Genomic DNA, 13,218 nt, shown 5'->3' on the forward strand with positions numbered 1-13,218 from the left:
TCCTAACCAATTTTAATCCCAGAGAAAACTTCTAATTCAACTAGTGAATTGTTTAAAAGAGGGGGAAAATACCTACTATGTTAGAATTTGATATGGAAGTAGATCAACTAGCAAAAATAAAAGTTATTGGAGTCGGTGGCGGAGGTAGTAACGCAGTAAATCGAATGATTGAGTTCGGAGTTCAGGGTGTAGATTTTATTACTGTAAATACCGATGCACAGGCACTTCATTTAGCTAAATCTAATGATAAATTACAAATAGGTGAAAAATTAACAAGAGGTTTAGGTGCAGGAGCTAATCCTGATATTGGAAAAAAGGCTGCTGAAGAATCAAGAGAAATGATTATTCAACAGTTGCAAGGAGCAGATATGGTTTTTGTAACAGCTGGAATGGGAGGCGGTACCGGAACTGGTGCGGCTTCTGTCATTGCAGAAATTGCAAAGGAATGTGGAGCTCTAACTGTCGGAGTTGTTACACGACCATTTACATTTGAAGGTCGAAAACGTTCTTTGCAAGCAGAACAAGGAATAGCTGCTTTAAAAGAAAAGGTCGATACTTTAATTATTATTCCTAATGATCGTTTACTTGAAATCGTTGATAAAAAGACACCAATGCTTGAAGCTTTTGGTGAGGCAGATAATGTATTAAGACAAGCTGTACAAGGTATTTCAGATTTGATTGCTGTACCTGGTCTAATCAATCTAGACTTCGCAGATGTGAAAACTATCATGGCAGAGCGTGGATCTGCATTGATGGGAATCGGTGAAGGAACAGGTGAAAATCGTGCAGCTGAAGCAGCGAAAAAAGCGATTATGAGTCCGTTACTTGAAACTTCCATTGAAGGAGCTCGTGGAGTAATCATGAACATTACGGGTGGTTCTAACCTAAGCTTGTTCGAAGTGAATGAAGCTGTAGAATTAGTAACTGCTGCCTCTGATCCAGAGGTGAACATGATTTTTGGTGCAATTATTGATGACAAAATGAAAGATGATATTAAAGTCACTGTCATTGCGACTGGATTCCAGAATCAAGAAGGTACAAATCCAGCAGCGCCATCAACTCCAAAACAAGGTTCTAAACCTGCTGCGGATTCAAGATTATCCAATTTAAAACCTTTTGGAAACTACTCAAATAATGAAGATCAATTGGATATTCCAACATTTTTAAGAAATAAAAATAGAAATAGGCATGACGACTAAATTTTAGTGTTATAAGTAAATATATAAACAGGAACCTTCCCACTAATGGGGAGGTTTTTGTTTTTTCTTTGCTGTATTGATTTTAACTAATACAATTTTACTTATAATATAATTTCCCTGATAAGGTCATCCTTATGATTCGTCCTACATATTTTTACTTCATACTAAGAGAAGAACTATGTATCTTTTTACTTCCTTGTATTGTATTTGCATTATTGATGCTTATTGCACATAAAGTTGTTTATAAAATATATGGATTTATTAAATAAACTAGAATACTATGAAGAAAAAGAGTAATATATCGATTAATACAGCGAATTATTTTTGAAAATAGACTCCTTGATCATTTCAAGAGTCTATTTTTTTGTATTTCAATTAAATGTAAAAAAAATTCCTTTATTCGACAAAAAAAGTTATTCGAAGGAGGCAAGTTTAGACAGACTTCGGAATAGAGTTACTATATACTGTTTTTATCTCAGATGTTAGGGAAGTTTTTGGATGATAATTTATTTAGATCTCGTATTTTTAATTAACTTCTTCATTGACGGTGCTATCTTACAAGCAACAGCTTGGACATGCAAGTACAAATTAAAATGGTGGAGATTGGTTTGTTCAGCATCTTTTGGAGCGTTGTATGCGATGATGATGTTTTTCCCCTCATTAACATTTATGTATACATTTTTAATTAAATGTGCGTTTTCTATTATCATGATTATTTTAGCATTTGGGTTCACAAGGCTTCAGTCTTTTATAAGACAACTAGCAACCTTCTATTTTGTTAATTTTATTGTTGCTGGTGGAATGTTTGCTTTTTATTATTTTTTTCAGACATCAAATGAAGTTTACAACGGGATGATTTTTACACAAGCAGGGGGTAATATTTTTCCTTTTCAAATTAGCTTTTTCTTTTTACTTTTTTTATTTTTCATCATGCTTTGGTTTTATCGCGGCGTATTTAAAAGTCTAAAAAGTAAAGAGAGAATCACGAACTACTTAGTAGATGTTGAAATTGTTATTGATGATTACGTTGCAAGCTGTAAAGGATTAATTGATACAGGAAATCAACTTTATGACCCACTTACGCGCACTCCTGTGATGGTTATGGATGTCATCTATTGGAAAGATGTGCTTCCAGATCATTGGTTACGATATGTTTCTCAAATGAATACTGAAATGATGTTTGATGGTTTTGGCAGTGAAGAATTCAAATGGCAAGAAAGGATGAGATTAGTGCCGTATAAAGGTATTAGTGCTTCCAGTCAATTTATGCTTGCCGTTAAACCTGACAAGGTGGTGATTTTACAAGATGGCAAAAGGATTGAGGTACAAAAAGTATTGGTTGGAATGAAAGAAGGAAAACTTTGTACAGATAATTCTTATCAGGCCATTATCCACCCTTCTTTACTAGCATAGTCCCACTTTTGTGGAGTTAATTAACAAAAAAATAAGTTTGTCTTTAACACAATATTTCTCTTAGGGAGGAAAACATGCTCTTGAAATGGAAATTCGAATTACAAATTTATATTTTTAAAATCTTATTCTTATTAGGGTACAAAAATGAGGAAATATATTATATTGGTGGTAGCGAGGCTTTACCTCCACCATTGAGTCGTGAAGAAGAGGAGATTTTGTTGAAAAAGCTTTCTTCTGGGGATGCTGCAATTCGTGCGATGTTAATTGAAAGAAATTTAAGGCTCGTTGTATATATCGCAAGGAAATTTGAAAATACTGGAATTAATATTGAAGATTTAGTTTCTATAGGAGCAATAGGATTAATTAAAGCAGTAAATACATTTGATCCAAATAAAAAAATTAAGTTGGCTACATATGCTTCACGTTGTATTGAAAATGAAATATTAATGTATCTTAGACGAAATAATAAAATAAGAACAGAAATTTCTTTTGATGAACCATTGAATATTGATTGGGATGGAAATGAACTATTATTATCTGATGTGATGGGTACTGAAAATGATGTTATTTATCGGAATATAGAAGAGCAGGTAGATCGTAAATTGCTTAAAAAAGCATTGGAAAAATTATCAGATCGTGAAAAAGTGATTATGGAGCTGAGATTTGGATTACAAGATGGAGAAGAAAAAACACAAAAAGATGTAGCGGATATGTTAGGAATTTCACAATCTTATATTTCAAGGTTGGAAAAAAGGATTATTAAAAGATTACGTAAAGAATTTAATAAAATGGTCTAAAGCAAGCGAAGTAGTAAGGTCAAAGAATTTGTGTTTGTGATGTATAAAAGTTGTCATTTGAAGTTGGAATAAAAAATCATTCCAAGGGGATAATTAACATTAATGTTTCTCCTTGGGAGGTAATCACATTGACTCGAAACAAAGTTGAGATCTGTGGTGTTGACACCGCAAAGCTTCCAGTATTGAAAAACGCAGAAATGAGGGAATTATTCGTACAGTTACAGACTCACAATGAAATTTCAGCTAGAGAAAAATTAGTCAATGGCAACTTAAGACTGGTTTTAAGTGTAATTCAAAGGTTTAATAATCGAGGAGAGTACGTCGATGATTTATTTCAAGTAGGATGTATTGGGCTGATGAAAGCAATTGATAACTTTGATTTAAGTCAAAATGTTAGATTTTCAACCTATGCAGTCCCCATGATCATTGGAGAAATTCGTCGATACTTGAGAGATAATAACCCCATTAGAGTATCGCGTTCATTACGTGATATTGCTTACAAAGCGTTGCAAATAAGGGATAGCTTAACGAATCAGAACAATAGAGAACCGACGATCTTTGAAATTTCTGAGGTTTTAAATGTTCCAAAAGAAGATGTTGTATTCGCTCTTGATGCAATCCAAGATCCAGTGTCTCTATTTGAACCTATATATCATGATGGGGGAGACCCGATTTATGTAATGGATCAAATAAGTGATGACAATAATAAAGATGTTTCATGGATTGAAGAAATTGCGTTAAGAGAAGCGATGAGAAAGCTTAACGATAGGGAAAAAATGATCCTTTCTATGAGGTTTTTTGAAGGAAAAACACAAATGGAGGTAGCAGATGAAATAGGGATTTCACAAGCTCAAGTTTCAAGATTGGAGAAAACGGCAATATCACAAATGCAAAAACATGTAAAAACGTATGAAAATTAATAAATCATAAACCATGAAGAGGCTTGTCCTGTAGTCTTTAAGACACGGGCAGTCTCTTTTTTATAACTCTTTGAGAAACTCCGATAGGAGTTTTTCTTTTTTTTTAAAGCTCATAAGGACATTTTACCTAATTCACACATATATTAATATAAATACTTAAAAAGTAGTGGTGATAACATGAAAATATCCGACTTCCAAACTAAGGATGTTATCAACATAGTGGATGGCAAAAAACTTGGATCGGTAAGTGATTTAGAGTTGGATCTTAGAAAAGGTACAATTAATTCAATAGTTGTACCGAGTCAGGGTAAATTTTTTGGTTTATTCGGTGGAGATAATGAGGTTGTTATACCTTGGAGAAATATAGTTAAGATCGGAATGGATGTAGTCCTTGTAAAACTTGATGATATGAGGGGATATCGTGCCCCTGATGATGAAGGAGAATATTATCAAAACTATTAGTAAAAAAAATCTACAAAAGTCTCGTGCCTTTTACTGCTGGATATATATAAAGACTTTCTTGTCCTGCACGTGACTATGGATAGATTTTTTTTCTGTACTATTTTAGCCTGTACGATTATGTTAAAATATAGCTATTGGGGTGAGAATATGGAGCCTTTTGTCAAAAAAGCAGAAGATAATAAACCTACTCTTTTATATTTGTCCAAATGGAATGAAGAGTACCGTCATCTATCTGTTGGATTCACTACAAGATTAGGGGGAATGAGTCATGGTGACTTTACTTCCTTGAATTGTGCATTACATGTAAACGACAATAAAGATGATGTTGTTGTAAACCGCAAGCTTGTAGCAGAAACTATTGGTTTTTCTTACGACTCAGTAACATGCGCGAATCAGGTTCATGGTGATCAAGTGGGAGTTATAACGAACAGCGAAATAGGAAAAGGCCGATTTTCTCACGAAGATGCTATCAACTCAAAAGATGCATTGATTACAAACGAGCCTAATGTTTGTTTAATCTCTTTTTACGCTGATTGTGTTCCTCTTTATTTATTTGATCCAGTACACAGCGTTGTAGGTTTAGCACACGCAGGATGGAAGGGCACATATTTAGAAATAGCAGAAAAAACAATCAAAAAAATGACTGAAATATATGAGAGTAAGCCTGAACATATTTTAGCAGCAATTGGACCTTCTATAGGAGGCTGTTGCTATGAGGTTGACGATCATGTTTTCAAGCGTTTTGAAAATAAATATAATGATCATTATTCAATGCATCAAAAAGAAGATGGCAAATATATGCTTGATTTAAAAGAAATAAATAGGCAAATTTTAATAAAAGCAGGAATATCTTCAACTCATATATCAACATCGAAATACTGTACGGGGTGCAATACAGATCTTTTTTATTCTCACCGGATCGAAAAAGGTTCTACCGGCAGAATGATGAGTTGGATTGGGCTTAAAAGATCATAGAAGAGGTGAATCAACACTTTGGATTTAAAGGGAAGAGTTAGGGAAATTGATTCGCGTGTACAAGCAGCATGCAATCGTTCTAATAGAAAAAGAGAAGATGTAGAAATTATTGCTGTAACAAAGTATGTTTCTTTAAAAACAGCAAAAGATGCAGTTGAAATTGGTTGTAAACATATAGGTGAAAATAGATGGCCAGACTCAGAAGAAAAGGTGAATGCTTTATCTGCAAAGGCTCAAATGCATTTTATAGGTCATTTGCAATCGAAAAAGGTTAAGCACATTGTTGGAAGATTTCCTTATGTACATTCTCTAGATCGAATGTCTTTAGCTGAAGAAATTGAAAAACAAGCCATACTAAAAGATAGATATATGAACTGCTTAATTCAAGTAAATGTTTCTGGAGAAGAGTCTAAGTATGGGATTTCACCAGATGAACTTTTTAAGTTTGCTGAAAACTTATTGCAGTTTAAACATATCAATGTCATTGGTTTAATGACCATGGCACCCTTCGAGGAAGATCCTGAGAAAACTAGACCTGTGTTTAGAGAATTAAGAAAGTTACGGGATTATTTAAATGAAAAGCAAATATTTGATCATAAAATAAGTCATCTTTCAATGGGGATGTCAAATGATTTTGAGATTGCTATTGAAGAAGGAGCAACTTTTATTCGCTTAGGTTCAAAATTAGTAGGGAAAGAATAAAGGAGGCAGAAGAAGTCATGGGTGTTATGCATAAATTTTTGGATTTTTTTGGGCTGCAGGAAGATGAAGAAGTAATCAAAAAAGAGACTAAGATAGAGGAAATTGAAGACTCTTCCCTTTCATATGAAGAGGAACAGCATTCAAATATAAAAAGCACCTCAAAAAACAATGTTGTTAGTATCCATTCAAACAAGAATACACGCGTCGTTTTAAATGAACCACGTACGTATGATGAAGCTCAAGATATCGCCAATCATTTAAAATCACGAAGAGCAGTTATCGTTAACTTGCAGCGTGTTCGATCCGACCAAGCAAAACGAATAGTGGACTTTTTAAGTGGAACGGTATATGCTTTAAATGGCAGCATTTCGAAAATTGGCAGCAACATATTCCTATGCACACCTGATAGTGTGGAAATTGAGGGAACAATTACAGAATTACTTCAAGATGAATTAGAAAGGAACGGGTGATAGGCGTTGATAGAAAGCATTATAAATAGTTTTATAACGATTTATTTTTATATGATATTTGCTTACGTATTATTGTCGTGGGTCCCTAATGCAAGAGAGAGTTTTATTGGTGAGTTTTTAGGAAAGTTAGTAGAACCTTATTTGTCAATTTTCAGAAAAATTATTCCTCCTATCGGTGGGATGATTGACATCTCTCCTATCGTTGCATTAATTGCATTGCAATTTGCGGCAGCAGGATTAAAATCTGTTATTCTTTTTCTAATTGGTGGGTAGTGTTCTAAATGAAAACATCATTATATGAACACTTTCATTCAGATGAACGTTCTTTTGTGGATAAAGTACATGATTGGATCATTAGAACTGAGGAGCGTCACATAACAAAGATTACAGATTTTTTAGACCCTAGACAAGCTTATATTTTAGAAACTTTAATGAATTCGAATATAGATGTACAACATTTATTATTTGGTGGTTTTGAAGAAGCAGAGCGGAAAAGAGCTTTGATTGCACCAGATTATATGGAGATTCAAGAAAATGATTTCCCGATTCAAGTTCTTTCAATCCGATCTGACGATGTAAAATTTTCTAAACTAACTCATGGCGATTTTTTAGGAGCTATCTTAGGACTTGGAATCAAAAGGGATAAAATAGGTGATTTGCATATATTGGGAAATGAATGTCAATGCATAGCGGCTGGAGAAATCATTGATTATTTAAATTTAAATCTGCAGCAGGTACACAGAGTGCAGGTAACGACGGATGTTATTCCGTTAGAACAGTTGCAACCTACCTCAGTTGAAATGTATGAAAGTCATCTTACGGTCTCTTCACTAAGATTGGACAACATCGTAAGTGATGCTGCAAAAATGAGCCGGGCCAAGATCCTTCAACCAATTAAAACAGGAAAATGTAAAGTGAACTGGAAGATAGAGGAAGACCCATCAACACAGATAAATGCAGGTGATGTTGTTTCTTTAAAAGGGTTTGGACGATTCAAAATCCTATCTATCGAAGGGAAAACAAAAAAAGGCAATGTTCGATTAAAGATTGGAAAATACATTTGAGTATTTTGCAGGAATTTAACACTTATCGTCGAATCTTTACAATTAACCAAAATTATTAATGTTTCAAGGAGGTGCAGGAATGTCACTAACACCATTAGATATACATAACAGAGAATTTTCAAAATCATTTCGCGGATACGATGAAGATGAAGTAAATGAGTTTCTGCAACAGATCATCAAAGATTATGAAGCACTTATTCGTGAGAACAAAGAATTAAAAGAAGAAGTAGGGGCAATGAAAGAAAAATTAGAACACTTTTCTAATATAGAAGATACATTAAGTCAAACGATTATTGTAGCCCAAAATACTGCTGATGAAGTAAAATCAAATTCCAAAAAAGAAGCTGAGCTCATTATTAGAGAATCAGAAAAAAATGCAGACCGCATCATTAATGAATCTTTGGCTAAATCAAGGAAAATAGCACTTGATAATGAAGAAATGAAAAAACAAGCCTCAATATATCGCACTCGTTTTCGTTCTTTGTTAGAAGCACAATTAGAAATGTTGAATGATCAAGGATGGGAATGGGATTCGTTAGACAAAGAAGCGAATCAATCTATCGACTATTTATCTGATGAAAAAATTTCTAAAGCTGAATAGTTTGAGTTATTGACTCTTACTAAAAACTTAGATATACTGCTATATAGAAAAATTATCTGGGTAAAAACGTTGAATGGGATAAGTAAATCGAATATGCAGAGTCAGCGAATTAGGGAACGGTGTGAGCCTAATATCTGTTTTGCGATTGAATATCACCCATGAGTATATACTTGAAAAATATAGTAAAGTATGTCGGCTGATTCCGTTATAAATCATGAAAGTGATAATACTAACGAAAGATTAACGTTGTATTATTATTAGGGTGGTACCGCGAGCAAAACTTCTCGTCCCTTTTTGGGATGAGAGGTTTTTTTGTTCTTTATAGCTTTGTGTCACTTTTTCAAGGTGCATATTATATATTAAACGAGGTGTAAATGATGGATTATGGAAAAACTTTAAACTTGCCACAAACAGATTTTCCTATGCGTGGAAACTTACCAAAAGCAGAACCAAACCTTCAAAAATGGTGGGAAGAAATTGATATTTATAAGAAGCTACAAGAAAAACAAGAAGGAAAACCATTATTTGTTTTGCATGATGGCCCTCCTTATGCAAACGGAGATACACATATAGGGCATGCTTTAAATAAAGTTTTAAAAGATATTATTGTTCGTTACAAAACGATGCAAGGTTATAATGCCCCTTACGTACCTGGTTGGGACACACATGGGCTGCCAATTGAAGCAGCGATTGCTAAAAAGGGAAAAGTGGATCGTAAAAAGTTAAGTATTTCTGAGTTTAGGGATTATTGTAAGGATTATGCTTTAAATTGGGTAGGTAAACAAAAAGAACAATTTAAAAGGCTTGGAGTAAGAGGGGATTGGGAGAATCCATATTTAACGTTATTACCTGAATACGAAGCAGAACAAATTAGAGTATTTGGGGAAATGGTGAAAAAAGGATATATTTATAAAGGACTTAAATGTGTTTATTGGTCTCCATCTTCTGAAAGTGCTTTGGCTGAAGCGGAGATTGAATATCACGATAAAAAATCACCTTCCATTTATGTTGCTTTTCAAGTGAAAGATGGTAAAGGTATACTACCTGAGGATGCATCCATTGTGATTTGGACAACAACACCTTGGACGTTACCTGCAAATTTAGGTATTTCCCTACATCCTGAATTTGATTATGTCATGGTAGATGTCAAAGGAAAAAAGTTTGTCGTTGCAGAAGGTTTATTAGATTCATTAAAAACAGAGTTAGAGTGGGATTCTCTTAGTATTATAGATCAATTTAAAGGAAGTGAATTAGAACATATTACTTGTGCACATCCTTTTTATGATCGAGATTCCTTAGTTATGCTTGGTGAACATGTAACTCTAGATGCTGGAACAGGATGTGTTCATACAGCCCCAGGACATGGTGAAGATGATTTTGAAATTGGTGCAAAATATGGACTGGATGTGCTCTGTCCAGTAGATGATCAAGGTAAATTTACAAAAGAAGCACCTGGATTTGAAGGGATGTTTTATGATAAAACAAACAAAATCATCACTGAAAAATTAGAGGCATCAGGTCGTCTACTGAAATTAACATTTATGCAGCATCAGTATCCTCATGATTGGAGAACTAAAAAACCAGTCATCTATCGCGCCACTGAGCAATGGTTTGCTTCCATTGATAAATTTAGAGACAAGATGCTTGAGGAAATCAAAAATGTGAAATGGACACCAGAGTGGGGAGAAACACGCCTTCATAATATGATTCGTGATCGCGGAGATTGGTGTATTTCTCGACAAAGAACATGGGGTGTTCCGATTCCAATTTTTTATTGTAAAAGCTGTAATCATGAGTTATTAAATGATGAAACGATTAACTTTGTTGCAGATGTATTTGCTAAAGAAGGTTCCAATGCATGGTTCATTAAAAGTGAAAATGAATTGATGCCTGAAGGAGCAATATGTCCATCTTGTGGTCACGATCAATTTAAAAAAGAAACTGATATTATGGATGTTTGGTTTGATTCAGGTTCTAGTCATCAATCTGTATTGGCAGCTAGAGATAACCTACATTATCCAGCTGATTTATACTTAGAAGGATCTGACCAATATCGTGGTTGGTTTAACTCCTCATTAATTACAAGTGTAGCTGTAGATGGGATTGCACCTTATAAAGAAGTGCTGAGTCATGGATTTACCTTAGACGGTGAAGGAAGAAAAATGTCCAAATCTCTTGGAAATACCATTGATCCAATCAAAGTAAGCAACCAATTAGGTGCTGAAATTTTGCGTTTATGGGTTTCTTCTGTAGATTATCAGGCTGATCAAAGAATTTCAGACAATATTTTAAAACAGACATCTGAAGTTTATCGTAAAATTAGAAATACTTTAAGATTTTTCTTAGGTAACTTAACAGGATTTAATCCAGCAACAGACAAAGTGTCTTACGACCAATTAAGTGAATTAGATCGCTTTGCACTTATTCGCTTAAACAAAATGTTGGATAAGGTTACAAATGCATATAATCGTTATGACTTTAACGTTGTTTACCAATCTGTTCATCATTTCTGTTCGGTGGAGATGAGCGCATTTTATTTAGATATCGTTAAGGATACATTATATGTAAATGATTTAAATGATCCTAAACGGAAAGCTGTGCAAACCGTATTGTATGAGGCTTTGGTTGTAATTACAAAATTAATAGCACCAATTCTACCGCATACAGCAGATGAAGTATGGAGATTTATCCCTAATGTAGATTTAGAAAGTGTACAATTAGCTGAAATTCCATCTGTGAATAAGAATGTATTTGATGAAAAGCTTGAGCAAAAGTGGAATCAGTTTATGATTATTCGCGAGGAAGTATTCAAGAAATTAGAAGAAGCTCGTAAAGAAAAAATCATCGGAAATTCTTTAGCAGCTGCATTGGATTTATATCCAAATGCATCCACTGCAGACCTTCTAAAGCAGTTCACTAAATTAAATGAATTATTCATTGTTTCAGCTGTATCTGTTCATGAAGCATCTGACCAAGAAGAAGAGATTCAAGTAAAAGTGTCTGTGGCTGAAGGTGAAAAATGTGAACGTTGTTGGATGGTAACAACGGACGTAGGTGAAGATTCAACGCATCCTTCATTATGTAGGAGATGTGCTTCAATCATTGGGTGACGCTAATTTAAATAAGGAATCCCTAATGATATACATTTTATAATGAAAACGAGCTACATAAACATGTGGCTCGTTTTCATATCTAAAGATTTTGTCTTTTGTTAAAATTAATTTTCATTCATCTCTAATTCGTGATCACCTTCACCATTTGCCATATACTTTTGATACTCTGAATTTCGAATGACAGAAGTATGATTGCCATAAAGGTTTGTTGCTAAAAAGCTCTCAATTGGTTCGACATAACCATCTCTTTCATCTGATTCGCTGTACATATGGTTATAATCATGGATCTCTGGTTCATCTGCCATTGCTGGACTATTGGATGTACCCCAACTTTCTACAATTTGCCATGCATCTTCACCATCAAATTGGTTCTGTTCTTCTTTCTCATCCAAACTTGTTCGTCCAAATGGAGGATCTAAAAATTCTTCTTCTATGGGTCTGTCGTGGTTGGTGTGTTTGTTTTTGGCATGCTCAACACAATGTTGAGTTGTTGGGACGGCTTGCAATCGTGCATAGGGAATATCTTTTCCACAAGTATTACAAATTCCATATTGTTCGTTTTCAATGTTTTTTAATGCTGCAACAACATCTTCAAGTTGATACTCTACATTTTCGTTTAGTGCAATATCTTTTCCGCGTTCATAAGTCTCGGTAGCTAAGTCTGCAGGGTGATTGTCATAACTTGATAATTCACCAATTGTATCCTTTTGTGACTCAGCTAAACCAAAATGATCATTTGAGTTCAATTGTTCTTCTAAATTATTTTTTTCTTGAAGAAGCTGCTGATACAACTGATTCAATTGATTTTCATTTAGACCAGACATTAGGATGTCAACTCCCTTCTTCAAAATGACTTCATTGCAGCTGACTTTATTCTTCTCATATGTCCACAAATTTAAAGAGGTAATTCCATGTATTCAAGGGAATCACTACTCGATACATAGACGGAAGGTTCAAAGCTATGCTACAATTATCGAATGTAAGGTTGTAATATTTATATTAGGAGGATATGTTATTTGCGGTATTATTTGATTGCCTTTATTATGATTTTGTTTGATCAAATCACCAAATGGATGATTGTAAAGTATTTGGAAATCGGAGATCGAATATCTGTAATAGGAGAATTTTTTCAAATCACTTCTCATCGTAATAAAGGAGCAGCTTTTGGCATTTTACAAAATCAAAGATGGTTTTTTATCATCATTACAATTATTATTGTTGCTTTGGTCATTTGGTTTTTGGAGCAGTCAAAAAAAGAAAAACGTCCTGTACTATGTGTAGCACTTAGCTTAATATTAGGTGGGGCAATTGGGAATTTTATTGATAGGGTAAGAATGGGAGAAGTCGTTGACTTTTTAAGTTTTAATTTTAGATTCAATTTCTTTGGCTTTGAGGTGGACTATCCGTTTGCCATTTTTAATATTGCAGACTCAGCCATTGTTGTTGGGGCGATTTTAGCAGCGATCATTACCTTCTTCAGTGTAAAGAAAGGCGAGGTTTAA

14 protein-coding genes and 1 other annotated feature are annotated in these 13,218 nt (G+C 34.1%); of the genes, 13 read left to right on the forward strand and 1 reads right to left on the reverse strand.

Features of this window, described 5'->3' with window-relative positions; translation table 11 throughout:
• Positions 1-77 precede the first annotated feature (77 nt).
• The 12 genes from ftsZ (at position 78) to ileS (ending at position 11,713) form a co-directional block, all read left to right on the forward strand.
• Positions 78-1,199, forward strand: a complete 1,122-nt coding sequence (ftsZ, locus tag Q5Y73_RS03505; protein ID WP_305990449.1) for a cell division protein FtsZ — start codon at positions 78-80, stop codon at positions 1,197-1,199.
• Between the two features lie 498 nt (positions 1,200-1,697).
• Positions 1,698-2,612, forward strand: a complete 915-nt coding sequence (gene spoIIGA, locus Q5Y73_RS03510) for a sigma-E processing peptidase SpoIIGA (RefSeq protein WP_305990450.1) — start codon at positions 1,698-1,700, stop codon at positions 2,610-2,612.
• A 74-nt stretch (positions 2,613-2,686) separates the two neighbouring features.
• On the forward strand, positions 2,687-3,409 hold the full coding sequence (gene sigE / locus Q5Y73_RS03515) for an RNA polymerase sporulation sigma factor SigE (RefSeq protein WP_305990451.1): 723 nt from the start codon (positions 2,687-2,689) through the stop codon (positions 3,407-3,409).
• Between the two features lie 128 nt (positions 3,410-3,537).
• Entirely contained in the window at positions 3,538-4,329 is a 792-nt protein-coding gene (gene sigG, locus Q5Y73_RS03520) for an RNA polymerase sporulation sigma factor SigG (protein ID WP_305990452.1), read from the forward strand.
• Between the two features lie 177 nt (positions 4,330-4,506).
• Positions 4,507-4,791 (forward strand): YlmC/YmxH family sporulation protein, encoded by a 285-nt coding sequence (locus Q5Y73_RS03525; RefSeq protein WP_305990453.1) that lies wholly within the window; start codon positions 4,507-4,509, stop codon positions 4,789-4,791.
• 147 nt (positions 4,792-4,938) lie between these two features.
• Positions 4,939-5,766, forward strand: coding sequence for a peptidoglycan editing factor PgeF (pgeF, locus tag Q5Y73_RS03530; RefSeq protein ID WP_305990454.1), 828 nt, complete (start codon positions 4,939-4,941; stop codon positions 5,764-5,766).
• A gap of 18 nt (positions 5,767-5,784) precedes the next feature.
• Positions 5,785-6,468: a YggS family pyridoxal phosphate-dependent enzyme gene (locus tag Q5Y73_RS03535; RefSeq protein ID WP_305990455.1), complete on the forward strand. Its 684-nt coding sequence runs from the start codon at positions 5,785-5,787 to the stop codon at positions 6,466-6,468.
• A gap of 17 nt (positions 6,469-6,485) precedes the next feature.
• The gene (locus Q5Y73_RS03540) at positions 6,486-6,938 is read left to right on the forward strand and encodes a cell division protein SepF (protein ID WP_305990456.1); all 453 of its coding nucleotides are present in this window, start codon (positions 6,486-6,488) and stop codon (positions 6,936-6,938) included.
• A 6-nt stretch (positions 6,939-6,944) separates the two neighbouring features.
• Positions 6,945-7,211 (forward strand): YggT family protein, encoded by a 267-nt coding sequence (locus tag Q5Y73_RS03545; protein ID WP_371320136.1) that lies wholly within the window; start codon positions 6,945-6,947, stop codon positions 7,209-7,211.
• A gap of 8 nt (positions 7,212-7,219) precedes the next feature.
• Complete coding sequence (locus Q5Y73_RS03550; RefSeq protein WP_305990457.1) at positions 7,220-8,002, forward strand: YlmH family RNA-binding protein; 783 nt, start codon at positions 7,220-7,222, stop codon at positions 8,000-8,002.
• A gap of 79 nt (positions 8,003-8,081) precedes the next feature.
• A complete protein-coding gene (locus tag Q5Y73_RS03555; protein ID WP_305990458.1) occupies positions 8,082-8,603 on the forward strand; it encodes a DivIVA domain-containing protein in 522 nt (173 codons plus the stop codon).
• 60 nt (positions 8,604-8,663) lie between these two features.
• Positions 8,664-8,898 (forward strand) — a binding site (T-box leader).
• Positions 8,899-8,980: 82 nt separating this feature from the next.
• Positions 8,981-11,713, forward strand: coding sequence for an isoleucine--tRNA ligase (gene ileS, locus Q5Y73_RS03560; RefSeq protein WP_305990459.1), 2,733 nt, complete (start codon positions 8,981-8,983; stop codon positions 11,711-11,713).
• Between the two features lie 107 nt (positions 11,714-11,820).
• On the opposite strand, the gene Q5Y73_RS03565 is transcribed toward ileS, so the two are convergent.
• On the reverse strand, positions 11,821-12,540 hold the full coding sequence (locus Q5Y73_RS03565; RefSeq protein ID WP_305990460.1) for a TraR/DksA C4-type zinc finger protein: 720 nt from the start codon (positions 12,538-12,540) through the stop codon (positions 11,821-11,823).
• Between the two features lie 192 nt (positions 12,541-12,732).
• Between Q5Y73_RS03565 and lspA the strand changes: the two genes are divergently transcribed.
• The gene (lspA, locus tag Q5Y73_RS03570) at positions 12,733-13,218 is read left to right on the forward strand and encodes a signal peptidase II (RefSeq protein WP_305990461.1); all 486 of its coding nucleotides are present in this window, start codon (positions 12,733-12,735) and stop codon (positions 13,216-13,218) included.

The sequence above is a fragment of the Chengkuizengella axinellae genome (assembly GCF_030730905.1).
Classification (GTDB): Bacteria; Bacillota; Bacilli; order Paenibacillales; family KCTC-33759; genus Chengkuizengella; species Chengkuizengella axinellae.

What these genes read in the sequence shown, in the direction of transcription:
- ftsZ (WP_305990449.1), top strand. Translation starts at nt 78, where the DNA reads ATGTTAGAATTTGATATGGAAGTAGATCAACTAGCAAAAATAAAAGTT.
- spoIIGA (WP_305990450.1), top strand. Translation starts at nt 1,698, where the DNA reads ATGATAATTTATTTAGATCTCGTATTTTTAATTAACTTCTTCATTGAC.
- sigE (WP_305990451.1), top strand. Translation starts at nt 2,687, where the DNA reads ATGCTCTTGAAATGGAAATTCGAATTACAAATTTATATTTTTAAAATC.
- Q5Y73_RS03525 (WP_305990453.1), top strand. Translation starts at nt 4,507, where the DNA reads ATGAAAATATCCGACTTCCAAACTAAGGATGTTATCAACATAGTGGAT.
- pgeF (WP_305990454.1), top strand. Translation starts at nt 4,939, where the DNA reads ATGGAGCCTTTTGTCAAAAAAGCAGAAGATAATAAACCTACTCTTTTA.
- Q5Y73_RS03540 (WP_305990456.1), top strand. Translation starts at nt 6,486, where the DNA reads ATGGGTGTTATGCATAAATTTTTGGATTTTTTTGGGCTGCAGGAAGAT.
- Q5Y73_RS03550 (WP_305990457.1), top strand. Translation starts at nt 7,220, where the DNA reads ATGAAAACATCATTATATGAACACTTTCATTCAGATGAACGTTCTTTT.
- Q5Y73_RS03555 (WP_305990458.1), top strand. Translation starts at nt 8,082, where the DNA reads ATGTCACTAACACCATTAGATATACATAACAGAGAATTTTCAAAATCA.
- ileS (WP_305990459.1), top strand. Translation starts at nt 8,981, where the DNA reads ATGGATTATGGAAAAACTTTAAACTTGCCACAAACAGATTTTCCTATG.
- Q5Y73_RS03565 (WP_305990460.1), bottom strand. Translation starts at nt 12,540, where the DNA reads ATGTCTGGTCTAAATGAAAATCAATTGAATCAGTTGTATCAGCAGCTT.